Consider the following 25,828-nt stretch of genomic DNA (forward strand, 5'->3'; position numbering starts at 1 on the left):
CCGCGTCGCCGCCCTCGTGCGGTCGGCGCCGACCAGAAGGAGACGACATGACCACCAACGACCTGCCACGCCTGACCGCGCGTCGCGCCGCCCGGCTCTTCCGCGACGAACTGGCCGACGACACCGGAGCGGCGACCGCGGAATACGCGATCGCCACCATGGCCGCCGTGGCCTTCGCCGGGCTCCTCGTCATCATCATGCGCAGCGATGAGGTGCGCGGCATCCTCACCGACCTCGTCCGACGCGCACTGTCGGTGCCCTAGACCGATGTGCACAGGGCCGATGTACACGTCGCTGATGCGCACGCGACCGACGCGCGAGCACGAGACCGATCGAGGCTCGGTGACCGCGGAGTTCGCGATCGCGCTCCCGGTGGTCGTGCTGCTCATCGCGTTGGCCGCATCGGCCCTCGGGGCGGGCGGGCTGCAGGTGCGGCTCGAGCACGCCGCCGCGCAGGGTGCCCGGGCAGCGGCGCGGGGTGAGTCGGGTGCTCGCGTTGACGAGATCGTCTCGCACGTCGCAGGCGCGGCATCCGTGCACATCGGCGAGCGTGGCGATCTCGTCTGCGTGACCACGAGTGCCGACCCCGGTCTCGCGCTGCCGCTGCCGCCGCTGCGCGCCACATCGTGCGCCCTCGGTGAGGGGCGCTGATGGCCGGGTCGGTCCTCAGCGTCGGGGTCGTCGCCGTGACGGCGGCACTCGCGATCGGCTACGGCGCGGCCGGCGTGGTCGCAGGGCGAGCAGCGCACGCGGCGGGGGTGGCCGATGCCGCTGCCCTCGCCGCAGCCGATGCCGCGTCGGGGTATCTGCCCGGCGTCCCGTGCGAGAGGGCAGCCGACGTCGCTGCGGCAGGAGGAGCCGCGCTCGGGGACTGCGTGCTCGAAGGACACGACGCGATCGTCGAAGTGAGCGTGTCGGCTGGAGCGTTCACCGTCCGCGCCCGGGCACGGGCGGGGCCACCACGCTGATCGCGAACGGTGCGGGTTCCCAGCATCCTCCCCCTCCAGCGGTGTGTATGGTGTGCATCGAAGAAGGGACGCCACGTGGCAGACGGCAAGAAGCTCGTCATCGTCGAGTCGCCGACGAAGATGAAGTCGATCCAGGGGTATCTGGGCGACGGGTACGAAGTACTCAGCTCGGTGGGGCACATCCGTGACCTCGCGAGCAAGCAGGACATTCCCGCCGACCTGAAGAAGACCTCGGTCGGCAAGTACTCGATCGACATCGAGAACGACTTCACTCCTCTGTATGTGGAGAGCGACCGCGGCAAGAAGACCGTCGCCGAACTCAAGCGCGCCCTCAAGAACGCCGACGAGCTCCTGCTCGCCACCGATGAAGACCGCGAAGGCGAAGCCATCGCGTGGCACCTGCTCGAAGCCCTCAAGCCAAAGGTGCCCGTCAAGCGCATGGTGTTCCACGAGATCACCAAGGACGCCATCCGCGCCGCGGTCGACAAGACCCGTGACCTCGACCTTGCGCTCGTCGACGCGCAGGAGACCCGACGCATCCTCGACCGTCTGTACGGGTGGGATGTCTCCGACGTGACCCGTCGCAAGGTCGGTCAGGGCACCTCTGCGGGTCGCGTGCAGTCCGCCGCGACGCGCCTCGTCGTCGACCGTGAGCGCGAGCGCATGGCGTTCGTGTCCGCCTCGTACTGGGACATCGAAGCGCTCGCAGCGAAGGCCGAGTCCTCGTTCGCGACCCGACTCGCCCGGCTCGACGGCGCTCCGCTTGCTCGCGGCACCGACTTCGACGACAAGGGCACGCTGAAAAAGGCCGTCGTCGTCCTCACCGAGCAGCAGGCCGCGGCACTGGCGACCGCGATCGAACAGGCCGGTACCGCCTCGGTCGTCTCGGTCGAAGCGAAGCCCGGAACCCGGAGCCCCAAGCCCCCGTTCACCACCTCCACGATGCAGCAGGAGGCGGGACGCAAGCTCTCGATGAGCGCCAAGCACGCCATGAGCGTCGCGCAGCGACTCTACGAGAAGGGGTACATCACCTATATGCGCACCGACTCGACCGCCCTGTCGACGCAGGCGGTCGCAGCGGCGCGCACGCAGGCGGTCGCCCTCTACGGCGACAAGGCCGTCCCGCCGAACCCGCGCAGCTACCGCAACAACAGCAAGAACGCGCAAGAAGCGCACGAGGCGATCCGTCCCTCGGGTGAGGATTTCCGCACCCCCGCGTCGGTGTCCTCCGATCTCGATCGCGACGAGCAGCGCCTGTACGACCTCATCTGGAAGCGCACCATCGCCAGCCAGATGGCCGACGCGAAGTACGAAACCACGACGGTCATCCTCGACGTGGATGCCGCCGGCCAGACCGCCTCGTTCACGGCATCCGGCACCGTCTACACCTTCAAGGGCTTCCTCGAGGCGTATGAAGAGGGGCGCGACGAGAAGCGCGGCGACGCCGACAAGGCCGAAGACCAGTCACTGCCCGCGCTCGCCGTCGGCGACACGCTCGACCTGCGTGAGATCGAGGCCAAGGGACACGCCACGAGCCCGAAGCCCCGCTACACCGAAGCGTCGCTCGTCAAGGCGCTCGAGGAGAAGGGCATCGGCCGGCCGTCGACGTTCGCGAGCATCATCGACGTCATCCTCGACCGCGGGTACGTCACCAAGCGCGGTCAGGCCCTCGTGCCCAGCTGGCTCGCGTTCAGCATCGTGCGACTGCTCGAGCAGCACTTCTCCGACCTCGTCGACTACGACTTCACCGCAGCCCTCGAGGATGACCTCGACGCAATCGCGCGCGGCGAGCAGCAGCGGGTGGCGTGGCTCAAGGACTTCTACTTCGGCTCCGAGGGGCAGGTCGGCTTGCGCAACATCGTCGACAACCTCGGCGAGATCGACGCCCGCGAACTCAACGCCACGAAGATCGGCGAGGTCGCGACGCTGCGGTTCGGCAAGTACGGTCCCTACCTTGATGTGCCGAACGAAGACGGCACATCACGCATCGTCAACGTTCCCGACGATCTCGCGCCCGACGAGCTGACCCCCGCCAAGGCGCAGGAACTCATCGACGCGCCGATCGCGGGCGACCGCGTGCTCGGCGAGAACCCCGAAAACGGCAAGCTCATCGTCGTCAAGGACGGCCGGTTCGGTCCGTACATCCAAGAGGTCGAGCCGACCTCCGACGAGGACGCCGTCGACGAGTCGACCGGCGAGGTCACCGCCGCGAAGAAGGCGACGAAGAAGAAGGCCGCCGCGCCCAAGCCGCGCACCGCGTCGCTGTTCAAGAGCATGAGCGTCGACACCGTCGACCTCGAGCAGGCGTTGCAGTTGCTGTCGCTTCCGCGCGTCGTCGGCGCCGACCCCGAAACGGGCGTCGAGATCACGGCCCAGAACGGCCGCTACGGGCCCTACTTGAAGAAGGGCACAGACTCGCGCACGCTGCAGAGCGAGCAGCAGCTGCTCGACATCACGCTCGACGAAGCACTCGAGGTGTACAAGCAGCCCAAGTACGGCGCACGCGGCGCCTCCAGCGCCCTGAAGGAGTTCGAGGCCGACCCGGTCAGCGGCAAGGCCATCAAGCTGAAGGACGGCCGATTCGGGCCGTACGTCACCGACGGTGAGACGAACGCGACGATTCCGCGGGGCGAGAGCGTCGACGACGTGGACTTCGAGCGGGCCGTGCAGCTGCTGGCCGACAAGCGTGCCAAGGGGCCCGTCAAGAAGCGCACGACGACCCGCAAGACGACGACGACCCGCAAGCCTGCGGCGAAGAAGAAGTGAGCGGTCTGTGGATCACGTTCGAGGGCGGTGACGGCTCGGGCAAGACCACGCAGGCCTCGCTCCTGGAGGAATGGCTCCGCGCGTCCGGGCGCACCGTCGTGCGCACGCGTGAGCCGGGCGGCACCGAGGTGGGAATGCTCGTGCGCGACATCGTGCTGCACCATCGTGGTGACATCGCGCCGCGGGCCGAGGCGCTGCTCTACGCGGCAGACCGGGCACACCACGTCGCGACGCTCGTCCGCCCGGCGCTCGCGCGTGGCGAGGTCGTGATCCAGGATCGCTACCTCGACTCGTCGGTCGCCTACCAGGGTGAAGGCCGTGTGCTCGATGCCGACGAAATCCGTAACCTTTCGCTGTGGGCGACGGAAGGCGCCTTGCCCGATGTGACGGTGCTGCTCGACCTCGATCCCGCAGCGGCTCGCGCCCGGCTGGATGCCGACGACAAGCCGTTCGACCGCCTCGAGGCCGAGAAGGCGGACTTCCACGGACGGGTGCGCACCGCGTTCCTCGCGCTCGCGGCGGCCGAACCCGATCGATTCCTCGTGCTCGACGCCACGCTGCCCCCGGCGGAGCTCGCCGCGGCCGTGCGCGAACGGGTCGCAGGCCGCCTCGCCTGACGCGCGTTCATCGCACCACCGGTCGTTGAGCGAGCGCAGCGAGACGAAACGCGCCCTGGGGATGCCGAAGACGGCGGTGTCGGCATCCCGCCGTAGGCTGGGGGCATGACCGTCGCCGCACCCGCCCTGCCGTGGGATGAGGTGTGGGGGCAAGACGATGCGGTCGCGCAGTTGCGTCGTGCGGCGACCGACGCCGACCACCTCGCGCACGCGTGGCTCATCACGGGTCCGCCCGGCTCGGGCCGCTCGACGCTCGCCTATGCGTTCGCGGCTGCGCTCATCGCAGAACCGGGCGACGAGGCTGCGATGCGGCAGGTGATCGCCCGGACCCATCCTGACCTCACGGCGCTGCGCACCGAGGGCGTCATCATCTCGATCAAAGATGCCCGTGCACTGGTCGAGCGTTCGTACTTCAGTCCCTCGCTGGGCCGGTATCGCGTGATCGTGATGGAAGACGCCGATCGCATGGTCGAGCGCACCAGCAACGTGCTCCTGAAGGCGCTCGAAGAACCTCCCGAGAAGACCGTGTGGGTGCTGTGCGCACCGAGTGAGGCCGACCTGCTGCCGACGATCCGATCGCGCGTGCGCACGCTGCGGCTCCGCGAGCCCGATGTCGCCGACGTCGCACGCCTCATCGCGCAGCGAACCGGGGTCGATGATGCCGTGGCGGAACAGTCCGCGCGGCACGCGCAGCGCCACATCGGCATGGCGCAGCGGCTTGCGACCGATGCTGCATCCCGGGAACGTCGTGATGAGACCCTTCGGTCCGTGCTGCGGGTGCGCAACGTCGGAGACGCCGTTGAGGTCGCTGCGCGCATCGTGCAGCTCGCCACCGATGACGCCAAGGCACTCACCGCCGAACGCGACGAGTCCGAGCGCGAGGCGCTACTGCGCACGCTCGGCGTCGCCCCGGGCACCGCCGTGCCGCCGGCCGTCCGCGGTCAGGTGAACGCCCTCGAAGACGACCAGAAGCGCCGCGCGACGCGCAGCCTGAGAGACGGGGTCGACCGCGTGCTGACCGACCTGGAGTCGCTGTACCGCGACACCCTGATGCTGCAGTTCGACCGCGACGTCGACCTCATCAACCGTGAGCTCGATGCGGACCTTCGTGCCCTCGCGCAGGCGTGGGAGGCCCCACGCACGCTGACGGTGCTCGACCGCATCTCGGCGACGCGAGAGAACCTGGAGCAGAACGCGGCGCCCGCCCTCGCCCTCGAAAGCCTGCTGATCACTGTCGCGAGCGGACGCACACCGTGACGGGCGTGCTGCAACGCCGCGCGCGGTCGTTCTCGGTGGTCGCGATCCTCGTGGCGGCCGCCGTCGCGCTGACGGGGTGCCTGTCGGCGGCGATCCCGGCTCCGCGTGCGAGCAAGGCGCCCGACACATCCGGCGTGTCCGACGAGCTGCTGCCGTTCTACTCACAGGATCTCGAGTGGGAATACTGCCGTGGCTTCGAAGAGGGCTTGTACGACTGCACGACGGTCACCGCGCCGCTCGACTGGGAGGACCCCGGTGCAGGCGAGATCGAACTCGCCCTGGTCCGCAGACTCTCCGACGCGCGATCGCCGATCGGTTCGCTGCTCATCAATCCGGGTGGTCCCGGTGCGAGCGGGTTCGACCTCGTCGCAGAATCCGCGTCGTACGCGGTGACCGATCCGCTTGCCGAGCAGTTCGACGTCATCGGGTTCGATCCGCGCGGCGTGGGGCGCTCCTCGGCGGTCACGTGTCTCGACGCGGCAGAAATGGACGCGTACCTCTTCGACATTCCGCCGGGGGAGCGGGGATCGGACGAGTGGGACGATGACCTCATCGCCCGCAACGACCGTTTCGCCGAGGCGTGCGAGGCCGGCAGCGACGGCATCCTGCCCCACATCACGACCGTCAACGCGGCACGCGATCTCGATCTTCTGCGCGCCGTGCTCGGCGACACCCAGCTCAACTACATCGGCTACTCCTACGGCACGTTCCTCGGCGCGATGTTCGCCGATCTGTACCCCGATCGCGCCGGGCGACTCGTGTTGGACGGCGGCATCGATCCGGCGGTGCCGGGTGTGCAGGTCGGGACGACCCAGGCGCTCGGCTTCGAATCCGCGTTGCGCGCGTTCGCCGAAGACTGCCTGCTGTACAGTGACTGCCCGTTCCGGGGCACGGTCGACGACGCGATGGCCGACCTGAGCACCATGCTCGAGACGGTCGATGCACAGCCGTTGCAAAGCGGCGACGGGCGGATGCTGGGGGCTGACTCGCTGATGACCGCGATCGTCGCGGCCCTGTACTCCGAAGACAGCTGGTCCTACCTGTCAGCCGCGTTGACGGCCGTGCTCGAGGGAGACGCGAGCATCGCGTTCGAGCTGGTCGATTTCTACTACGCGCGCGAACCGGACGGGGGCTACGGTGACAACTCCACCGAGGCGTTCACGGCGTACAACTGCATGGACTACCCGGAGGAGTACGACCCCGCGGCAGAGACGGCGGCGGAGCAGCTCATTGAAGCGAAAGCCCCGACGGTCGCGCCGTACTGGTACGGCGTCGACGTGTGCGCATCGTGGCCGTACCCGCCGTCCGGCACGCGCGGCGAACTCACCGCCGACGGGGCCGATCCGATCGTCGTGCTCGGGACGACCAACGACCCTGCAACCCCCTATGAGTGGTCGGTTTCGCTTGCCGAGCAGCTGACGTCGGGCGTGCTCGTCACGCGTGAGGGCGAAGGCCACACCGGCTTCAACAAGGGCAACGACTGTGTCGACGAGGCCATCGAGGACTACCTCATCGACGGTGTCGTTCCTGAAGACGGACTCACCTGTCGCTGACGCGGTGCGATGGTTCGCGACACCGTTCACGACCCTGTAAGATCGTTCATCGTGCACGCCCCCGGCGAGCATGCGCCACCTTAGCTCAGACGGCAGAGCGATTCACTCGTAATGAATAGGTCAAGGGTTCGATTCCCTTAGGTGGCTCTTTTCGACTGGCGGCTCCTTCGATCGGGGGTCCGCGAATCGCATCCCGAGAGTGAGGGTCCATGGACGGCCCCCTCGACGCGGTCCTCGAGATCTTCACGTGGGTCGGCCTGGGGGCCGCGCTCCTGCTCGCGGTGATCGCGCTGATCGTGTGGGCCGTCGACGGCACGTGGCTTCGCGCTGAGGCGCTCGTCGACCACGAAGAAGACGCCACCTGGGTGCGCTGGTTCGACGCAGACGGCGATGCGAACAGTGCGGTCGCGAGTGACCACGACGCGGCGCGGCTCGCCGGCCTCGATCGCGCCGACATCTACTACCGGCTCGGGTGGCGGGGCAAGATGCGGTTGACGCGGCGGCATCCGGCACTGCGCGCGGCGACGTGGATGGCGCTCGGGTTCGCTGCGATGTCGATGTTGAGCTTCGCCGCGTCGCTCGTCGTGATGTTCGTCCGGGGCTGACGGGTCACCCCAGCGCGAGCATCGCCCCGGCGACGAGCGCGAGTGCGAGGCCGGCCCACTGCACGGAGGCGATGCGCTCGCGCAGCACGATCGCCGCGAGCAGGACCGTGCCGGCCGGATAGAGCGCGGTCAGCGCCGACACGATGGCGAGGTCGCCGTCTGAGCGCAGCGCGAGCAGCAGCACGATGTTCGCGACGGCGTCGACGACCCCGCACGCGATCGCCAGCGTCCACCCGGCACGCAGCGTCGCCGATCGCGTCTCGGCCACGACCGTCACCGTGTGCGTCTCGAGATCGGCGTGCCCCGAGGGGCTGGCGGCGACGGGACTGTCGTCCGCCGTCAGTGCGGTGGTGCCGCGTTCTCCGCGACGCATCGCCGAGATGACCAACAGGCCGACGATCGAGCCGGTGATGAGCGCGTTGACGGCGCGGTTCATCAGCAGCGGCACGATCCCGCTCTCCGCCGAGGTCTGATCGATCAGGATGAAGAAGGCGCCGATCGCGAGCCCCGATCCGACGGCCATCGCAAGGCCCCGACCCGATGGGCGGCTGACCTTCTCGCCGGGGAGGAATGCCACGAGCACGATCGCGACGAGCGCGACCGGCAGTCCGAGGTAGCCGACGAGCGAGAGTCGCTCGCCCGACACGAACAGGCCCCACACGATCGGCGCGATCGCCGAGACGACCGCGGTGACAGGCGACAGGACGCTCATCGGGCCGAGTGCGAGGCAGGCGTAGAGCAGGCCGATCGCGATGGCACCCGTGACCCCTGACAGCGCGCCCCACCACACGTCCGCCGCGATCCAGCTGCCGCCGAGCACAGGGAAGAGCAGGGCGAGCAGCACGAGGCCGCTCGCGGCGGCGGTCGCGGTCACGACGATCGCCCGCAGCCTGCGAGCGGCGAGGCCGCCGAGAAAATCGGCGGCCCCGTACGCGAATGCGCCGAAGAGCGCCAGTGCGGCAGCGAGCATGGTGATCACAGCATAGGGCGGGGTTGGCCGATGCCGATATTGCTAGATAAGCTAGCGATATGACCACCCCTCGCACACCGTCCCGGTGGCTCCGTCTCGGAATCCCGATCCTGCTCATCGCCGTCTGGTTCGTCGGCGGTGCGATCGGCGGTCCGTACTTCGGCAAGGTCGACGAAGTCGCCACCAACGACCAGTCCACCTTCTTGCCGTCGACCGCCGAATCCACACAGGTGCAGGAGCGGCTGACCGACTTCACCGGCGGCGACACGATCCCCGCGGTGGTCGTCGTGACGGCCGAGGGCAAGATGGATGCCGATGCCCTCCAGGAGGTGCAGGCAGCCGTGGACGCACTGGCCGACCTCGACGGTGTCGGGGAGCTTTCGCCTGCGATCGCATCGGAGGACGGCGAGGCGGCGCAGGTCTTCGTGCCGATCGACTCCGACGGAGAGGTGCGCGACACCGTCGAGGAACTGCGGACGACCCTCGCCGACGAACTGCCCGAGGGGTACTCGTCGTGGGTGACGGGGCCAGCGGGCTTCACGGCCGACCTCGTGAAGGGCTTCCTCGGCATCGACGGGCTGCTGCTGGCCGTCGCGCTCGGCGCCGTCTTCATCATCCTCGTGATCGTGTACCGCTCGCCGCTGTTGCCGATCCTCGTGCTCATGACCTCGACGTTCGCGCTGTGCGTTGCGCTGCTCACGGTGTGGTGGCTCGCCAAGGCGGAGATCTTCGTCCTCAACGGGCAGGTGCAGGGGATCCTCTTCATCCTCGTGATCGGTGCGGCGACCGACTACGCGTTGCTGTACGTCGCGAGGTTCCGAGAGGCGATCGGTGCGGGCGAGAGCCGGTGGCGGGCCACGACGACCGCCTGGCGCGGCGCGTTCGAGCCGATCCTCGCTTCCGGCGGCACGGTCATCGCCGGGCTGCTGTGCCTGCTGCTGAGCGATCTCGCGAGCAACCGGGCGCTCGGGCCGATCGCATCCATCGGCATCGCCTTCTCGGTGCTTTCGGCACTCACCTTCCTTCCCGCGCTGCTGGCGGTCTTCGGCAGGGCCGCGTTCTGGCCGTTCATGCCGAAGGAGGGCCAGGGCGCGCTGCCCGCCGACTTCACGGGCGCATCGGTGAAGGGGTTCTGGCCGAGGCAGGCGCGACTCGTCGCACGTCACGCACGGCCGGTGTGGATCGTGTCGACGATCGTGCTGCTGATCGCCACCGTCGGCGCGCTGCAGTTGAAGGCCGACGGGGTCGCCTCCAGCGATCTCGTCCTGGGCGCGTCGGAGGCCCGCGACGGGCAGGAGGTGCTCGCCGAGCACTTTCCAGCCGGTTCCGGCAGTCCCGCATACGTGATCATCGCCGAACAAGATGTCGCGGCGGCGGTGACGGGGCTGACCGGTGCGGACGGCATCGATTCGGTCGCCGCGGTGTCGCAGGACTCCGCGACGGGACAGGTCGGTGTCGAGGTGGAGGGCGGGGAGCCCGTCTACACCGTCGCAGGGCCGCCTGGTGCGGCGGCGCCCGTGCCGACCGTCGTCGATGGTGACGTCATGCTCGTGGCGACGCTGGCCGACGCCGCGGACTCCCTCGAAGCAGAGGAGACGATTTCGAGCCTGCGCGAGACCTTCGCGGGCGACGGCATCGACGCGCAGGTGGGCGGGTCGACCGCGATCGATCTCGACACGAACACGACATCCATCCGCGACCGCACCGTGATCATCCCGGTCATCCTGGCGGTGATCCTGCTGATCCTCATGCTGCTGCTGCGGGCCGTCCTGGCACCCGTCCTGCTCATCGTGAGCGTCATCGTCTCGTTCGGTGCGGCACTGGGCGTGAGCGCGCTCGTCTTCAACGGCATCTTCGACTTTCCGGGCGCAGACCCGGCCGTGCCGCTGTACGGCTTCGTCTTCCTGGTGGCGCTCGGCGTCGACTACAACATCTTCCTGATGTCGCGGGTGCGTGAGGAGTCGCTGCGCCACGGCACACGCTCCGGCATCCTCCGAGGGCTCGTGGCGACCGGGGGAGTGATCACCTCGGCGGGGCTCGTGCTCGCTGCGACCTTCGCCGCGCTCGGTGTCATCCCGATCCTGTTCCTCGCGCAGTTGGCGTTCATCGTCGCGTTCGGTGTGCTGCTCGACACGTTCGTCGTGCGCTCGCTCCTCGTGCCTGCGGTCGCGTACGACATCGGGCGTGCGATCTGGTGGCCGTCCAAGCTGTGGCGCAACGACACCGCGGTGGCGCATGCCGAACACGCCCACACCGAGGACGTCGAGGAGATGACCCGCGCCGAGTACCGGCGTACGCTCGAGGAATGACCCGCGCGCTGTTCATCGTCGACGTCCAGAACGACTTCACCGAGGGCGGTGCGCTCGGGGTCGACGGCGGTGACGCGGTCGCCGAAGCGATCACGGCGCACCTGGCCGCCCACGCGTCGGAGTATGCGATCATCGTCGCGTCGCGTGACTGGCATGACGCCGACGGCGACAACGGCGGCCACTTCGCCGCCGGTGAGCCCGACTTCGTCGACACCTGGCCGGTCCACTGCGTCGCGGGGACTCCCGGGGCCGAGTACGACCCGGGTCTGGATGTGTCCGCCGTGACGCACCACGTGAAGAAGGGGCAGGGGATTCCCGCCTACTCGCTGTTCGAGGGCACGACGGATGCCGGGGAGTCGGTGGCCGATCTGCTCACGGCCCACGGTGTCGTCGACGTCGATGTGACCGGCATCGCCACCGACTACTGTGTTCGCGCGTCGGCGCTCGACGCGATCGAACACGGTCGTCGCGTCCGGGTGCTCACGTCCCTCGTTGCCGGGGTCGCTCCCGCTTCCAGCGAAGCAGCCCTCGCCGAACTCGCACACGCAGGTGCGGAGCTCGTCGAGGGCTGATGCTCATCGACGGCTGATCGGCTGAGCCGACGGTGCGGCTCAGCCGCCGTTCCCGTTCCCGTTCCCTCCCTCCGCCGTTCCCGTTCCCGTTACCGTTTCCGTTTCCGTTTCCGTTTCCGTTTCCGTTTCCGTTTCCGTTTCCGTTTCCGTTTCCGTTGCCGTTGCCGTTGCCGTTGCCGTTGCCGTTGCCGCCGGTGTCGGTGTCGGTGTCGGTGTCGGTGTCGGTGTCGACGGTCGGCTCGCGTGGTGTCGTCGCGGTTGTCGGCGTGTCGCTCGGGGTGGCGGCGGGAGTCGTTGCACTCGGGCGGGGGGTCGAGGAGCCCGACCACGCCGTCTGGTCGGTCGCTGCCCACACACTGGCCGCGACGACGACCGCGAGGATGGCCGCCGAGGCAAGCATGACGGTGCGTCGTCGCGGTGCACCGACCGTGGCGCGCCGCGCGCGCGTTTGCGCTGCAAGAGCGGCGTCGATCGGCGGCAGCGGCGGTGGCAAGACAGCTGTCGCAACGGTCTCACCGGGGACGATCGCCGTCGTGGCGGTCGTCGGGAGGTCGTCCTGGCCCGCCTGGAGCGGCGCGGCGGAATGCTTGGTCGAGAGTGTGGCCGTCGCCGCGACGACCTCCAGCGCGGTGGGTCGCGCTTCCGGCTCAGTCGCGGTCATCGACGTGAGCAACGCGCGCCAACCGGTGTCCAGATCTTCGGGGAGCGTAGGTGCGTGTTCGAGGCGTGCGAACAACTGGGCGTTGCCTTCGGCCTCGGGGAAGGCGCGGATGCCGAGGAGTGCCTCACGCAGCACGAGGCCGAGCCCGTAGATATCGGCCGCCTGTGTCGGCGGGAGACCTCGTACCTGTTCGGGTGCGATGTAGGCGGCGGTGCCGACGACCGTCCCGGGTTGTGTGACGCGCTCTGATTCGAGAAGGTGTGCGATGCCGAAGTCGGCGAGCTTCGCATGGTGTGCGCGCCCGGGGACCACGGCGGGACGCATGAGGATGTTCGACGGTTTGATGTCGCGATGCACGACACCGGCGGCGTGGACGACATGCAGTCCCTCCGCGATCTCCGCGGCGATGCGTGCCAGTTCGTCTCCATTGATGCGGCCTGAGCGGATGAGGTCGGCGAGCGTTGGACCCTCGACATACTCCATCACCAGATAGTCCGCGCCGCCTGCGGCGACGTGGGCATCGAACAGCGTCACCAACGAGGGGTGGCTCAGCGTGGCCAGTAGCGACGTCTCGATTCGCACCCGGTCGGCCGCGCTCAGTTCGGCGTCGACGTGCATGACTTTGACGGCGACCGTGCGCCCGAGTGCGAGGTCGTCTGCCCTGTACACCCGAGCCATCCCGCCCGCACCGATGCGTTCGACGAGCCGGTACCGGTCATCGAGAACCGTGCCGGTGGTGATGTCGTCGTCGCCGGGCGCGTCGGACATCATCGGTGACGGCGTGCGTTCGTGGGCATCCCGCCACGATACCCGTCACAGCTGCGCGGGACCGGTCTCCGATCCCGCGCAGCTGCAGGAGATCCCGCTCAGGCGGGGCCGACCATGAGGGTCACATCCGCGGTGTGGGTCTCGCCGGCGGTGTCGGTCCAGGTGATCGTGACGGTGTCGCCGGGGTCGTAGCCAGCGACGAGGGTCGAGAGCGCGTCCCCGTCGGTGACGCTCGTGCCGTCGACGGCCGTGATGACATCGCCTGCTTCGAGCCCTGCGTCGGCGGCGGGTGTGCCGTCGATGACGCCCCCGATCTCGGCGCCGCTCGACTCGGTGCTCTGCTGGTCCGACGATGGTCCGCGTCCGTATCCCGGCCCCGCGGTGGCCTGCTCGGCGATCTGCACGCCGAGGAAGGCGGGCGCGCCGATCGTGACGGTGCCCGATTCGTCGCCGGCGAGGATCTGCTCGACGATGCTCAGGGCGTCTTCGATCGGGACGGCATAGGCGACGGTCGTCGCGCTGCCGACGGATGCCGCCGTGGTCATGCCGATGACCTCGCCGTCGCTGTCGAGCAGCGCGCCGCCGGAGTCGCCCGAGACGACGTCCGCGACGATTTCGATCATCCCGTCGAGCGACTCGCCCTCGGTCGTGGCAGGGGAAGAGGTCGTGACGGTCGATTCGAGATCGGTGATCTCGCCGTCCGCGGCCATCAGCACACCGCCCCCGTCGGCGTTTCCGACGGCGGTCACGGCGTCGCCGATCGACTCGGCGTCGGTGTCGAGTGTCACGGTCTCAAGTCCGGACGCATCGTCGATTTGCAGCAACGCGACGTCGTTCTCGGCGTCTGCGCCGACGAGCGTCGCCGTGTACGTCTCGCCCGTGCTGGCGATGGTCACCGTGATCTCGGTGGAGTCGTCGATGACGTGGTTGTTGGTGAGGATGAGGCCGTCGCTCGTGAGGACCATGCCGGTGCCCGCCGCTTCGGCCTCCTGATAGCCGAGGACGGTCTCGATGATGACCACGCCGACCGACTCCTCGGCATCCGCTGCGGTCGCCTCGGTCGTGGTCGATCCGCTGGTGCCACCCTGCTGCGATCCGGGTCCACCGGATCCGGGCAATGCGCGCTGGTCGTCGAACGACGGCACCTCTTCCGCCGTCGTGCTGTCCTCGACAGCAGACGGCACAGCGACGGCCGAACTCGTGCTCGATCCCGACGACGCACTGGCGGTGAGCGGAATCGCGATCGCCGCCCCCGCGATCACGAGGGCGCCTGCGGCACACGCGAAGGGGAGCCGCCGGCGGTACCACGGCTGGGGCGTCGGCTTCGTCGATGCTCCGGTGCCGGCGGCGACGTCGGTGGCTTCGGGGGTGATGTTCGACATTGCGGGTCCTCTCCTGCGATGTCCCCATGTCACCATCGGGGCTGGTGCGCCCGACCTGCGTCGGCTATGCGGTGTCCATGAGGCCGGCGTTCACGTCGATCTACGCTGGAGCGATGCGTGAGTTCTTGCGAGGTGCAGGCCTGCTGTTGCGCGGGTTCGGGCATCGGCGGCATCGCCCGGGCCTTATGGCGTTCGGGCTGATCCCCGCGTTCATCGTGGGGCTTGTGCTGCTCGCCGGGCTCGTCACGCTCGTGATCTCGCTGCCCGGCATCACCGAGGCGTTCACCGCGTCCACGTCGGCGTGGCCGGAGTTCTGGGCCGGCGCACTGCGCGTCGCGATCGGCGCGGCGCTGCTGGGGGTGGCGATCGTGCTCGGCGTCGTGCTGTTCACCACCGTCACGCTCATGGTCGGTGAGCCGTTCTACGAGCGCATCTGGCGGTCGGTCGAGGCCGAGCACGGCGACCGGGAGTTCGAGGTCGAGTACGGGTTCTGGCGTGCCGGCGCCGATGCGCTGTCGTTGTTCCTGCGGGGCATCCTCGTCGCCGTCCTCGCCGTGCTGGTCGGCCTCGTGCCGGTCGTCGGTGGCCTGCTCAGCACGGTGTTCGCGGTCGCCTTCACCGGTTGGCTGCTTGCCGACGAACTCACCTCGCGGGCGTTCACGGCGCGGGGACTGGGCGGTGCCGAGCGCCGAGCGCTGCGCCGCCGGCACCGTGCGCGCGTGCTCGGATTCGGGGTTGCGACGCAGCTGTGCGTTCTGGTGCCGTTCGGCGCCGTCGCGTCGATGCCGGCCGCTGTTGCCGGGTCGACTCTCCTGGCGCGCTCGCTGCTGGCGGAGGGCAGAATCGGTCACCCGGGAAGGTGACGATGCGGTGGGCCCCGTGGGGCTCGAACCCACGACCCGCGGATTAAAAGTCCGATGCTCTACCGACTGAGCTAGAGGCCCGCGGCATCCAGCCTACCGGCGTGCGGACCCCGGAACGCGACGAGGCCGCCGACGCTCATGCACGTCGGCGGCCTCGTCGTCCCCACATCCCGGGCACCCAGCCCGGGCCGTCTGTCACTCTGCCGGCGGCATCAGCACCGTGTCGATGAGGTAGACGGTCGCGTTGGCGGTCTGCACGCCACCGCAGATGACGTTGGCGTCGTTGACCATCCACTCGTCGCCAGAACCGGACACCTCAACGTCGGCGCCGTTGAGCGTCGTCTGCATCCCGGCGATGTCGGCGGGAGCGATCTGGCCCTCGACAACGTGATACGTGAGCACCGAGGTCAGCAGGTCGGCGTCGGTCGAGACCGCTTCGATCGTCGCCTCGTCGAGCTTCGCGAAGGCGTCGTCGACCGGTGCGAAGACCGTGAACTCGCCGCCGTTGAGCGTGTCGACCAGGTCGACGTCGGGGTTGAGCTGGCCGCTCACCGCCGCGACGAGGGTCGTGAGCAGCGGGTTGTTCGACGCGGCCGTCGCGACCGGGTCCATCGCCATGCCTTCGACCGATCCGGCACCGTCCGGCACCGCTTCGGCGTAGTCGGCGCAACCGGGGCCGACGAGGTTCGCCATCGGGTCCATCGTGTCGGGTTCGGTGGTCTCTTCCATCGAGGGAGCGCTGGGCTCGGTCGACTCCTCGGGAGTCGTGGACGTTCCCGACGAGCATGCCGAGAAGGCGAAGGCGCCTGCCAGCATCAGCGTCAGTGCGGCTGTGGTCTTGCGGGTCGTGAGCATGATGTCCTCCTGGGTGACGTGCCGCGGTTGCGGCCTCGACACGTACTTCGGAGCACCTGACGGATCGGATGGGATTGATTCGCGGATGCCGGTTCTGCGCCCACATGCGGCATGCTAGGACGGATGGTCATCGACGGGGTGGACGTACCGGAGGACGGGCCCGCGAGCGATCACGCGGCCGACCTCCTCGTTCGCATTGCCGACGGCGACCAGCAGGCGTTCGCGGGGCTCTACGACATGCTGTCGTCCCGCGTGTTCGGACTCATCCTCCGGGTACTCGGCGATCGATCGCAGAGCGAAGAAGTGCTGCAGGAGGTCTTCCTCGAGGTGTGGCAATCCGCATCCAAGTTCGCTCCGAATAAGGGGCAAGGACGATCGTGGGTGCTGACGATCGCGCACCGTCGAGCCGTCGACAGGGTGCGGTCCGCGCAGTCGGGCCGAGACCGCGACGTGCGCGTGGGGATGCGAGAGCTCAACACCCCGGTCGAATCGGTCGCCGAGGCGGTCGAACTGCGGATCGAGGGGAGGCGCGTGGCGCAGGCCCTCACCGTGTTGCCGGAGGCGCAGCGTGAAGCGCTCACGCTCGCGTATTACGGCGGTTACAGCCAGAGTGAGATAGCGGCGCTCGTGGGAGCACCACTGGGGACGATCAAGACGAGAATGCGCGACGGACTGCGTCGCCTGCGCACCGAAATGGGGGTGACATCGTGAACGAAGAGGAATTCCGCGTGCTCTCAGCCGGATTCGCGCTCGGTTCGTTGTCGCCCGACGATGCACAGACGTTCCGCATCGCGAGGGAGCAGCATCCCGAGTGGGAGCGGAACGTCGAGATCGACCTCGACACTGCGGGGCGCCTGGGCGATGCCGTCGTCGAGCAGACCCCTCCGCCGGCCGTCCGAGACCGTCTGCTCGCCGCGATCGGTGACCTCCCGCAGGAAGCGAACCGGGACGCTCCCGAGCCTGCGCAGTCCGCACCGCCCACCCGTAGGTGGCGGCGCATCGCCTTCGCGCTCGCCGCCTCGCTCGCGCTGCTCGTCGGCATCGGTTGGGGCGCCGGCACCCTCATCGACCGGTTGGCGGCAGACCCCGCCATGACCGCCCTGACGGCGATCGAAGCCTCCGATGACGCGCGAGAAGCGACCGTCGACATGGGAGACGGTGAGGCGACCCTGCACTGGTCGGAGTCCGTGGGCGACGCCGTCCTCGTCACGGACGGGCTGCCCGTGCTCCGCGACGATCAGACGTTCGAACTGTGGTTCGTCCGCGACGGTGCCGCGATTTCCGCGGGTACGTTCGCGGCGCGGGACGGTGCGGCGACCGCGCTGCTGGAGGGCGAGATGCACGCCGGAGACCTCATCGCCGTCACGGTCGAGCCGGCCGGCGGTGCTCCCGACGGCGTCCCGACGAGCGATCCGATCATGGCGATCGAGACCGCCTGAGCGACCTGCGCAGACTGTCGGAACGCGCTGCCGAGCCTGCCTGAGCGCGCTGCGCTCCCGCATCCCTCTCGGATGGGGCATGCTGGATGGCGTCCCGCGACGAGGAGGAACCCGTGGACGAGACTCCGGCACGCCCGACGGAACCAGCGCCGTCGACCGAGGCGCTGCAGACCATCCAGCACCGCAACTGGACCCGCAACATCGCGATCGCGGTCGTGTCCGCGATCGTGCTGATCGGACTGGGATGGGGTGCGGGCATGATCGCGAATCAGTTCGCGACGCCCGAATCCGAGGTGGCGCTGGCCGAGATCCAGGCGGCATCGGATGCCAGGGAGCAGCCCGCCGAGACCCAGGGCGGCCCCGAGGGCACGGTGTACTGGTCCGAGTCGCTCGACCGGGCCGTGCTGACCGTGAAGGGGCTTCCGGAACTCGGCGACGGCGAGGAGTTCGCGGCCTGGTACTTCACGGAGGAGACGCCCCGCCAGGTCGGCGCCTTCAAGACCGCGTCAGGCGCCGAAGCGGGCTCCGCCACCGTCGAACTCGACGCCGTCTGGCAGGAGGGCGATGTGCTGCAGGTGACGACCGAGGCGTCCGCCGGCCTGTCGTCAGGTGCGCCCGAGGGGGAGGTGCTCATCTCGATCGACAGCGCGACCGGCGAGGACGAGCCCGCCGAGGAAGATACCCTGGACGGGTGAGCTCAGCATCCCGGGACTTCCACAAGCCGGTCCGGCGCCCGGGCGAGACGTTCGATCGGGCGTTCGCCGCAGAGGATCCCGCCGAGGTTTCGCGAGTCGCGCACGCGACGGCATCCGCCCTGCTCACGCGCGTTCGCACGGAGCCGTCGGATGACGTGCTCGAACGCCTGGTCGGCTTCACCGATGCCCACGGCATCGACACGATCGCCGAACTGTGGTCGCGATCCCCGGCGCGGTCGCTGCCGGGCGCGCTGTGGCGGCTGTACCTGCTGCAACTGATGATCCACGACGATGCACGTACCTCCGCCCTGCTGTACGAGCGGGGCAGGGACGCGGTCGCATCGGCCGATGACCTGGTAGCCGGCGCGCCGAATCCGGCGGGCCCGGACGAACTGGTGCAGCTGATCGACACGATCCTGCGGGGTGTCTTCGAGGGGGACTTCGCGGTCGCGCTGGATCGTGCGGCATCCTTCTGCCGTGTGCAGGCATCGGGCGCCGCCGACCTCGCCGACGACTACGACGACACCGAACCCGAGCGCGCGAGCGTGCTGACCACACGCGCCCTGCGGTTGTCGACCTACGCAGAAGACCTCTCGGCGTGCGCGGGCCTCTGGCGCCGCGACGCACTGGCCTGATCGGTCACCTGCGCGGGCTCGCTGCAATACTCGCGGCAAAGAAAGTGCCGGGCCGCAGAAACGCCTCTCGGCGCGAGGCCGCTCGCAGCGGCAGAAGTTGGAGCCCGGGGTTTGCTGCGGCCCGGCACGCTCAAGTCTAACGGAGCCCGCCGCGGCGGTATTCCCGGCGTAGGCTCTGCTCATGGCTTGGCGTTTCGCGCTCATGATCGATCCCGTGGCAGTCGAAGACGACCGCACCGACTTCGCCGACACCTTCACGGTGATCGACCCGTCCGCGCCCGCGTTGACCGTCGGAGAGCTCAGCACGCAGCGCGGCGACGGCATCTTCGAATCGATCGGCGTCGTCGACGGGCACCCGCAGGAGGTGCAGGCGCACCTTGAACGCCTCGCGCACTCCGCGAAACTGTGCGACCTGCCGACCCCGCACCTGGAGCAGTGGCGGCAGGCGGTCACCGACGCAGCCGCAGCATGCGGCGCCGGCGAGGCGGTCATCAAGCTCATCCTGAGTCGAGGCGTCGAGCATGGCCCCGCCCCGACGGCATGGGTCACGGCCGCTGAAGCGTCCGACTTCGCGGCTGCGCGGCGTGACGGCATCCGTGTCGTCACACTCGACCGCGGCTACGCGATCGACGTGCCCGCGAGGGCGCCGTGGCTGCTGCTGGGCGCGAAGACGCTCTCGTACGCCGTGAACATGGCAGCGATCCGCGAAGCGAAGTCTCGGGGCGCCGACGATGCGGTCTTCGTCTCGAGCGACGGGTTCGTGCTCGAGGCGCCGACGGCGTCGCTCATCCTGCGGCGCGGCGACACGTTCGTCACGCCGGCGCCGAACGGCGGCATCTTGCACGGCACGACGCAGTTGAGTCTGTTCGACCACCTCGAGTCGCGCGGCTTCGAGGTGGCGTACGATACGATTCCGGCATCCGACCTGTCTGCGGTCGACGGAGCCTGGCTCGTCTCGTCCGTCCGCCTGGCGGCGCCGGTCGTCGCGATCGACGCGAACGAGATCCCGATGGATGCCGCGTTCACCGCTTCGCTCAACGACTACCTGCTGAGTCCGCGCGACTGACTCGAACGAGACGACGGACCTGTCGCCCGCCGTGCACAACTGCGGGGATCTTCGGCGGCACGCCGGATACCCGGCCGCCGCCGCGGGGTGTCAGCCAGAATCCCCGCAGTTGTGCACGCGCGGGACGTGGCGTGGATGCGAGCGAGCGCCGTGCGGTCAGTCTTGGAGTGCGGCGAGGATGGCTGCTTCGACCGCGGGCCAGTCGTGCAGGACCAGGGCGTAGTCGATCAGCGCGTCGACGCAGCCGACACCGAACACGTCGACCTGTGTGCGCACCGTGAGGCCGTATCGGCGCAGCCGCCAGCGCAGAAGGGATTCGAGTCCGCTGTCCGCATCGTCTCTCGCGAACCCGATGGCGTCGCGACCCTCCTCGTTGACGTGGTGCTCGAGCCATCGGCGCGCCGCGGTCGTCAGCATCCCCTGGCGCAGCGCTGACTCCAGGGCGACGAAGAACGCTTCCACGCCATCGCAGACCAGAATCTGCCGAAGCACCCGTGGTACGTCCGGCTGGGTGAGACGCGGCAGGTCGGATGCATCCCAGTGCTCGACGCATCGGCATCCAGGATGCGCGTATCGGTACCCTCCGCCGCGCATCCAGACGTGCGTACGCTCATCGCCGAGCACCCACAGGCCGAGATGGCGCGCGGCGGACGTGCACGCGAGCACGCCTCCGTGCATCGCGGCAGCACGCAGGTCTTCGCACGCGCCTTCAGCGACATAGACGCCGCGCCGCGCCCTGACGAGGCTCCCCGCGGCGAGTTCGTCAGCCAGGCGGCGGCGTGACAATCCGGATGCACGCAGCGGGCCGATCTGTCGTGGCTGCCGCGGCAGGAAGACATTGTGCTCGCGCTGCCCGAGGGGGGCGCGGGCGTGGTGGTGCTGTACGAGGACGGGCACCTGCTCGAGTTCGCCGCCGCGCACCCCGCAGAGCTCGAGAGGGCGCTCGCGGGACTCACCACCGTGACCGTCGACGACGAGGCGGGCACTGTTGCGACGCTGATTGACGAGTCGCAGGCGCGGGCCGCCGCGAGTATCGCGATCGACCCGGCGCTCGAGGCGGGCCTCGCGCTCATCAAGCTGCGCATCGGTGTGGGTCGCGACCGCCGCGGCGAGGTGGTCAGCGGCGGACTGTTCGTGCGCACCTGGGCGCTGCAGCACCTGGTGCGGGCGTTGCGCGGTCGGCTGCTCGACCCCGATGAGCCGCTGCGCGACATCCTCGAGCCGACTCGGCGCCTCGAGCGCGTGCTGCCGGGGCCGGCGGCGGCGCTCGCCGAGGCGGTCGCGCAGCCGGTCGAGCCAGCGGCGCGAGCCCTGTTCGCGCTGATGCGCCGCGAGCTTGAGCCGGGCTGGCCCGAGTTTCCGAGCAGGGCCGCTGACGTCATCGCCGCCCGCTTCGGGTGGTGAGGGGAGAGCGCCGCGGCCCGGGGCAGGTCGCGGCGCTCTCGCGCTCGGCTAGTTGGTCGTAGTCGGCTGCTTGTCGCCCGCGGGGGCGCCGTCGCCGTCGTCGGCTGCCGCGGCCCGCGCCCGGGCCTTTGCCTCGCGACCGCGTCGTCCCCACACCGGCTCGGCACTCGCAAGCTCCTCCGGGGTCGCCTGGCGGAACGGCGGGGCACCTTCGAGCTCGATCGCGTGGCGCTCCTGCCCGCGGGTGGCCCGCAGGCTCGCGACGATCGACACGGTGATGATGACGGCAACGACCGCGAGCGACACCGAGGTCGGGATCTTGTAGACGTCGAGCAGCAGCATCTTAATGCCGACCCAGATGAGCACGAACGCGAGGCCCAGCTTCAGGTAGGTGAAGCGGTGAATCAGGTCGGCGAGCAGGAAGTACATGGCGCGCAGGCCGAGGATCGCGAAGGCGTTGGCCGTGAACACGATGAACGGTTCGCTGGTCACACCGAAGATGGCGGGAATCGAGTCGACGGCGAAGATGATGTCGGTGATCTCGACGAGCACGAGCACCGCCAGCAGCGGGGTGGCGACGATGATGCCGGCGCGGCGGATGAGGAACTTCTGCCCGTGGTACGCGTCAGTCATCGGCACGAAGCGGCGGAAGGTCTTCAGCACCTTCGAGTTCTCGACGTCGATGTGCTCGTTGCGGGTGCGGATCATCCGGTAGCCCGTGTAGAGCAGGAACGCGGCGAACAGGTAGAGAATCCACGAGAACTGGTCGATCAGCACGGCGCCGGCGGCGATGAAGATGCCGCGAAAGACGAGCGCGCCGAGCACGCCGAGAAACAGCACGCGGTGCTGCAGCTCGCGCGGCACGGCGAAGAAGCTGAAAATGATCGCCCAGACGAAGACGTTGTCGACGGCGAGCGACTTCTCGATGAGGTAGCCGGCGTAATACTGCTGGCCGATCTCGGCGCCGTAGGTCGCCCACAGCCACGCGCCGAAGCCGACGCCGAGCGCGACCCAGACGGCCGACCAGGCGGCGGCCTCCTTCACGCTGATGACGTGCGCCTTGCGGTGCGCGACGAGGTCGATGGCGAGCATCACGAGGATGCCGCTGATCACGGCGAGCCAGAGCCACAGAGGTGCGTCCATGGGGGATCTCCTGATTGGTCGAAATCAGGAGGTCTCTCCCAGACCGGCCTTTGGCCGATCCCGCGTCACCGGAGCCGATGGCGGCTCGTCATGACGATGACGCGCGGGTGTGGGGGTACTCCCCTCCGTGAATGAGTGAAACAGATCTCATACGTTCCGCACAAATCGAATTGAGGATACGCGCGGAGATTCCCAGCTACGCGCCTGCGAAAGCCGACGGGCGTGCACAACTCCGGGGATTCTCGATGACACGCCATGGATGCCGGCCACCTTCCGGCGCGTCGACCAAAATCCCCGCAGCTGTGCTCGCACGAGAAGCGCCAGAAGCGGGAGGGGCGAGAGGGGCGAGAGGGGCGGCGCTCGTTCGAACTCAGCCGAAGCGGCCGGAGACGTAGTCTTCGGTGGCCCGCACCGACGGGGTCGTGAAGATCGTCTTCGTGTCGTCGAACTCGATGAGCTTGCCGGGCTTTCCGGTGCCGGCGATGTTGAAGAAGGCCGTGCGGTCGGACACGCGCGATGCCTGCTGCATGTTGTGGGTCACGATGACGATCGTGTAGTCCTGCTTCAGCTCTTCGATCAGCTCTTCGATCGCGTACGTCGAGATCGGGTCGAGGGCCGAGCAGGGCTCATCCATCAGCAACACCTGCGGCGAGACCGCGATCGCACGCGCGATGCACAGGCGCTGCTGCTGCCCGCCCGAGAGTCCGGAGCCGGGCTTGTCGAGACGGTCCTTGACCTCGTTCCACAGGTTCGCGCCTCGCAGTGAACGCTCGACCAGCGCATCGGCATCGGACTTGGAGATCTTCTTGTTGTTCAGGCGGACGCCGGCGAGCACGTTCTCCTTGATCGACATCGTCGGGAACGGATTGGGGCGCTGGAAGACCATGCCGACCTGACTGCGAACCAGCACGGGATCCACACCGGCGCCGTACAGGTTCTCGCCGTCGAGCAGTACCTCACCCTGCACGTACGCACCCGGAATCACCTCGTGCATGCGGTTCAGCGTGCGCAGGAAGGTCGACTTTCCGCAGCCGGACGGGCCGATGAACGCCGTCACGCTGCGGGGCTCGATCTGGAGCGAAACGCCTTCGACGGCGAGGAAGTCGCCGTAGTAGACGTGGAGGTCGTTGACTTCGATGCTCTTGGACATCTGGTGTTCCTTCGGGTTCTGCGGAAAGCGTTTGCGAGCCGGTTCAGCGGCCCGTCTTGGGGGCGAAGACCTTCGCGATGATTCTCGCGACGAGGTTCAGCACCATGACGATGAGGATGAGGACGAGTGCGCCGGCCCAGGCGCGGTCGACGTAGGCGGATGCGGGGATGCCCTGGTTCATGTACTGGGAGTAAACGAAAACGGGCAGTGAGGCCATGCGCCCCTCGAACAGGTTGTAGTTCATCGAGGTCGCGACACCTGCGGTGATCAGCAGGGGCGCCGTTTCGCCGATCACACGTGCGATCGAGAGCATGACGCCGGTCGTGATGCCGGCGATCGAGGTGGGCAACACGACCTTGGCGATGGTGCGCCACTTGGGGACGCCCAGTGCGTACGCCGCCTCGCGCAACTCGTTCGGGACCAGCCGCAGCATCTCTTCGGTGGACCGCACCACGACCGGGATCATGAGCACGGAGAGTGCCACTGCGCCCATGATGCCCATCCGGGCCCCCGGGCCGAAGAAGAGCGCGAACAGCGCGAACGCGAACAGTCCGGCAACGATAGAGGGGATGCCGGTCATGACGTCCACGAGGAACGTGATGCCCCGGGCGATGCGGTTGCCGTTGCCGTACTCGATCAGGTAGATCGCAGTGAAGATCCCGATCGGGATGGAGATGATGGCGGCTGCGAGGGTGATCAGCAGCGTGCCCGTGATGGCGTGGAGCGCGCCGCCGCCCTCGCCGACGACGTTGCGCATCGAGTGGGAGAAGAACTCCGCCGAGATACCGGCGACGCCGTTCGACACCACCGTGATGGCCACCGACACCAGCGGAACCATCGCGATCGCGAAGGCGATCGCGACGACACCGGTGACGAGCCGGTCAGTGGCCTTGCGGCCGCCCTCGACGATGCGTGAGATCACCGTGATCAGCACGAGGTAGAGCGCACCGGTCACAACGGCCCAGCCGCCGGGGTTGAACGCGGCACCCGCGGAGACCGCGACGAGCGCGAACAGCAGAGCCGAGACCACTGCGGAGCCGCCGAGGAGGGCCCACGGCGCCCAGCCGGGCAGGCGTCCGCTCGTCAGTCGCTGCGCCTGGCGCTTCGCCGAAGGCGAGGGAGCGATCGTGGCAGTCATCAGTTGGCTCCCGAGAATTCCTTGCGGCGGCTGACGATCCAGCGTGCGACCGCGTTTACCGCGAAGGTCACGACGAACAGGATGAGACCGGTCGCGATGAGGACGTTGATGTTGGTGCCGTACGCCTCAGGGAAGGTGAGGGCGATGTTGGCCGGGATCGTGCTCGGGTTCTCGGGCGTGAACAGGCGCAGTGTCACGACGCCGGTGGCCGACAGCACCATGGCGACTGCCATGGTCTCGCCGAGGGCGCGACCGAGGCCCAGCATCGATGCGGACACGATGCCGGAACGACCGAAGGGGAAGACGGCCATCCGGATCATTTCCCAGCGGGTCGCGCCCAGCGCAAGGGCTGCTTCTTCGTGGAGGCGCGGTGTCTGCAGGAAGATCTCGCGACAGATGGCGGTGATGATCGGAACGATCATGACCGCGAGGACCATCGCCGCCGTGAAGATGGTGCGGCCGGTCGAAGAGACGGGGCCCGCGAAGAGCGGGAACCAGCCGGCGTGCTCGACGAACCACGAGTAGACGGGCTGAACGGCAGGGGCAAGCACGAGAATGCCCCACAGACCGAAGACGACCGACGGGACCGCTGCAAGCAGGTCGACGATGTAGCCGAGGCCCTGGGCGAGCCGGCGCGGCGCGTAGTGCGAGATGAACAGCGCGACGCTCACGGAGAGCGGCACCGCCATCAGCAGCGCGAGGAACGACGCCCAGATCGTGCCGAACGCGAGAGGCCACACGTAGTCCCAGAAGTTGGACGACAGCAGCGATGCGGTCTCACTCGTCGCACCCAGGCCAGGAATGGACTGGACGACCAGGAAGATGGCGACGGCGGCGAGCGTCACGAGGATCATGGTCCCGGCCGCCAGCGCGGTACCGGAGAACCACTTGTCCCCCAGGCGCTGTGGGGGCTTGGCGGCCTGCTCGGCCTTCGGGGCCGACGTGGTCGTGGTGGTCATGCGTCCCTGATTTCGTGTGGATGATGCAGAGGCCGCCCGGCGCGACTCGAGGG

General features: G+C 68.7%; 26 protein-coding genes and 2 tRNA genes. 18 read left to right on the forward strand and 10 right to left on the reverse strand.

The annotated features are described in order from the left end of the window. Positions 1–47 precede the first annotated feature (47 nt). From ACSF8R_RS01320 to ACSF8R_RS01360, 9 genes are all read left to right on the forward strand, one after another. Positions 48–263, forward strand: coding sequence for a DUF4244 domain-containing protein (locus ACSF8R_RS01320; protein WP_434810042.1), 216 nt, complete (start codon positions 48–50; stop codon positions 261–263). A gap of 34 nt (positions 264–297) precedes the next feature. Continuing rightward, the gene (locus ACSF8R_RS01325) at positions 298–651 is read left to right on the forward strand and encodes a TadE family type IV pilus minor pilin (RefSeq protein ID WP_434810043.1); all 354 of its coding nucleotides are present in this window, start codon (positions 298–300) and stop codon (positions 649–651) included. Beyond that, positions 651–968 (forward strand): Rv3654c family TadE-like protein, encoded by a 318-nt coding sequence (locus ACSF8R_RS01330; protein WP_434810044.1) that lies wholly within the window; start codon positions 651–653, stop codon positions 966–968. Before ACSF8R_RS01325 ends, ACSF8R_RS01330 begins: the two co-directional genes overlap by 1 nt. Before the next feature lie 75 nt (positions 969–1,043). Continuing rightward, positions 1,044–3,734 (forward strand): type I DNA topoisomerase, encoded by a 2,691-nt coding sequence (gene topA, locus ACSF8R_RS01335; protein WP_434810045.1) that lies wholly within the window; start codon positions 1,044–1,046, stop codon positions 3,732–3,734. Continuing rightward, a complete protein-coding gene (gene tmk, locus ACSF8R_RS01340) occupies positions 3,731–4,351 on the forward strand; it encodes a dTMP kinase (RefSeq protein ID WP_434810046.1) in 621 nt (206 codons plus the stop codon). The genes topA and tmk overlap by 4 nt, the downstream gene beginning before the upstream one ends. Before the next feature lie 105 nt (positions 4,352–4,456). Further along, positions 4,457–5,608: a DNA polymerase III subunit delta' gene (locus ACSF8R_RS01345; protein WP_434810047.1), complete on the forward strand. Its 1,152-nt coding sequence runs from the start codon at positions 4,457–4,459 to the stop codon at positions 5,606–5,608. Between the two features lie 5 nt (positions 5,609–5,613). Then, positions 5,614–7,161, forward strand: a complete 1,548-nt coding sequence (locus ACSF8R_RS01350) for an alpha/beta hydrolase (protein WP_434810048.1) — start codon at positions 5,614–5,616, stop codon at positions 7,159–7,161. Positions 7,162–7,235: 74 nt separating this feature from the next. Then, a tRNA-Thr gene (locus ACSF8R_RS01355) sits at positions 7,236–7,308 on the forward strand. A 62-nt stretch (positions 7,309–7,370) separates the two neighbouring features. Further along, positions 7,371–7,766: a hypothetical protein gene (locus ACSF8R_RS01360; RefSeq protein WP_434810049.1), complete on the forward strand. Its 396-nt coding sequence runs from the start codon at positions 7,371–7,373 to the stop codon at positions 7,764–7,766. A 4-nt stretch (positions 7,767–7,770) separates the two neighbouring features. On the opposite strand, the gene ACSF8R_RS01365 is transcribed toward ACSF8R_RS01360, so the two are convergent. After that, complete coding sequence (locus ACSF8R_RS01365) at positions 7,771–8,736, reverse strand: EamA family transporter (RefSeq protein ID WP_434810050.1); 966 nt, start codon at positions 8,734–8,736, stop codon at positions 7,771–7,773. Positions 8,737–8,795: 59 nt separating this feature from the next. Here ACSF8R_RS01365 and ACSF8R_RS01370 point away from each other — a divergent pair, with 59 nt between their 5' ends. Continuing rightward, on the forward strand, positions 8,796–11,045 hold the full coding sequence (locus tag ACSF8R_RS01370; RefSeq protein WP_434810051.1) for an MMPL family transporter: 2,250 nt from the start codon (positions 8,796–8,798) through the stop codon (positions 11,043–11,045). Then, complete coding sequence (locus tag ACSF8R_RS01375) at positions 11,042–11,617, forward strand: isochorismatase family protein (protein ID WP_434810052.1); 576 nt, start codon at positions 11,042–11,044, stop codon at positions 11,615–11,617. The genes ACSF8R_RS01370 and ACSF8R_RS01375 overlap by 4 nt, the downstream gene beginning before the upstream one ends. Here the strand turns inward: ACSF8R_RS01375 and ACSF8R_RS01380 are convergent. Continuing rightward, positions 11,526–13,046, reverse strand: coding sequence for a protein kinase domain-containing protein (locus ACSF8R_RS01380; RefSeq protein WP_434810053.1), 1,521 nt, complete (start codon positions 13,044–13,046; stop codon positions 11,526–11,528). The genes ACSF8R_RS01375 and ACSF8R_RS01380 overlap by 92 nt on opposite strands. 98 nt (positions 13,047–13,144) lie before the next feature. After that, complete coding sequence (locus ACSF8R_RS01385; protein WP_434810054.1) at positions 13,145–14,428, reverse strand: S1C family serine protease; 1,284 nt, start codon at positions 14,426–14,428, stop codon at positions 13,145–13,147. Positions 14,429–14,541: 113 nt separating this feature from the next. On the opposite strand from ACSF8R_RS01385, the gene ACSF8R_RS01390 reads away from it, so the two are divergent. After that, positions 14,542–15,291: an EI24 domain-containing protein gene (locus ACSF8R_RS01390; protein ID WP_434810055.1), complete on the forward strand. Its 750-nt coding sequence runs from the start codon at positions 14,542–14,544 to the stop codon at positions 15,289–15,291. Positions 15,292–15,299: 8 nt separating this feature from the next. On the opposite strand, the gene ACSF8R_RS01395 is transcribed toward ACSF8R_RS01390, so the two are convergent. Both ACSF8R_RS01395 and ACSF8R_RS01400 read right to left on the reverse strand, forming a co-directional pair. Next, a tRNA-Lys gene (locus ACSF8R_RS01395) sits at positions 15,300–15,372 on the reverse strand. A 114-nt stretch (positions 15,373–15,486) separates the two neighbouring features. Further along, the gene (locus tag ACSF8R_RS01400) at positions 15,487–16,146 is read right to left on the reverse strand and encodes a fasciclin domain-containing protein (protein ID WP_434810056.1); all 660 of its coding nucleotides are present in this window, start codon (positions 16,144–16,146) and stop codon (positions 15,487–15,489) included. Between the two features lie 111 nt (positions 16,147–16,257). Between ACSF8R_RS01400 and sigK the strand changes: the two genes are divergently transcribed. The 5 genes from sigK (at position 16,258) to ACSF8R_RS01425 (ending at position 19,981) form a co-directional block, all read left to right on the forward strand. Beyond that, entirely contained in the window at positions 16,258–16,857 is a 600-nt protein-coding gene (sigK, locus tag ACSF8R_RS01405; protein WP_434810057.1) for an ECF RNA polymerase sigma factor SigK, read from the forward strand. Next, on the forward strand, positions 16,854–17,585 hold the full coding sequence (locus ACSF8R_RS01410) for an anti-sigma factor (RefSeq protein WP_434810058.1): 732 nt from the start codon (positions 16,854–16,856) through the stop codon (positions 17,583–17,585). Before sigK ends, ACSF8R_RS01410 begins: the two co-directional genes overlap by 4 nt. A gap of 113 nt (positions 17,586–17,698) precedes the next feature. After that, on the forward strand, positions 17,699–18,280 hold the full coding sequence (locus ACSF8R_RS01415; RefSeq protein ID WP_434810059.1) for an anti-sigma factor: 582 nt from the start codon (positions 17,699–17,701) through the stop codon (positions 18,278–18,280). Then, positions 18,277–18,915 (forward strand): DNA-directed RNA polymerase subunit beta, encoded by a 639-nt coding sequence (locus ACSF8R_RS01420; protein ID WP_434810060.1) that lies wholly within the window; start codon positions 18,277–18,279, stop codon positions 18,913–18,915. The genes ACSF8R_RS01415 and ACSF8R_RS01420 overlap by 4 nt, the downstream gene beginning before the upstream one ends. 181 nt (positions 18,916–19,096) lie before the next feature. Beyond that, on the forward strand, positions 19,097–19,981 hold the full coding sequence (locus ACSF8R_RS01425) for an aminodeoxychorismate lyase (RefSeq protein WP_434810061.1): 885 nt from the start codon (positions 19,097–19,099) through the stop codon (positions 19,979–19,981). A 156-nt stretch (positions 19,982–20,137) separates the two neighbouring features. Here the strand turns inward: ACSF8R_RS01425 and ACSF8R_RS01430 are convergent, their stop codons facing one another. After that, the gene (locus ACSF8R_RS01430; protein ID WP_434810062.1) at positions 20,138–20,767 is read right to left on the reverse strand and encodes a hypothetical protein; all 630 of its coding nucleotides are present in this window, start codon (positions 20,765–20,767) and stop codon (positions 20,138–20,140) included. A 54-nt stretch (positions 20,768–20,821) separates the two neighbouring features. Between ACSF8R_RS01430 and ACSF8R_RS01435 the strand changes: the two genes are divergently transcribed. Then, positions 20,822–21,385 (forward strand): hypothetical protein, encoded by a 564-nt coding sequence (locus tag ACSF8R_RS01435; protein ID WP_434810063.1) that lies wholly within the window; start codon positions 20,822–20,824, stop codon positions 21,383–21,385. 48 nt (positions 21,386–21,433) lie between these two features. Here ACSF8R_RS01435 and ACSF8R_RS01440 read toward each other — a convergent pair whose 3' ends face one another. The 4 genes from ACSF8R_RS01440 to pstC all read right to left on the reverse strand — a co-directional run bounded on the left by ACSF8R_RS01440 (position 21,434) and on the right by pstC (position 25,775). Then, the gene (locus ACSF8R_RS01440; RefSeq protein WP_434810064.1) at positions 21,434–22,528 is read right to left on the reverse strand and encodes a TerC family protein; all 1,095 of its coding nucleotides are present in this window, start codon (positions 22,526–22,528) and stop codon (positions 21,434–21,436) included. Positions 22,529–22,898: 370 nt separating this feature from the next. Further along, the gene (gene pstB / locus ACSF8R_RS01445) at positions 22,899–23,678 is read right to left on the reverse strand and encodes a phosphate ABC transporter ATP-binding protein PstB (RefSeq protein ID WP_434810065.1); all 780 of its coding nucleotides are present in this window, start codon (positions 23,676–23,678) and stop codon (positions 22,899–22,901) included. Positions 23,679–23,721: 43 nt separating this feature from the next. Continuing rightward, complete coding sequence (gene pstA, locus ACSF8R_RS01450; protein ID WP_434810066.1) at positions 23,722–24,816, reverse strand: phosphate ABC transporter permease PstA; 1,095 nt, start codon at positions 24,814–24,816, stop codon at positions 23,722–23,724. Continuing rightward, positions 24,816–25,775: a phosphate ABC transporter permease subunit PstC gene (pstC, locus tag ACSF8R_RS01455; protein ID WP_434810067.1), complete on the reverse strand. Its 960-nt coding sequence runs from the start codon at positions 25,773–25,775 to the stop codon at positions 24,816–24,818. The genes pstA and pstC overlap by 1 nt, the downstream gene beginning before the upstream one ends. Between the last annotated feature and the right edge of the window lie 53 nt (positions 25,776–25,828).

Origin of the sequence: Microbacterium sp. bgisy189, from assembly GCF_965345345.1 — a bacterium.
Classification (GTDB): Bacteria; Actinomycetota; Actinomycetes; order Actinomycetales; family Microbacteriaceae; genus Microbacterium.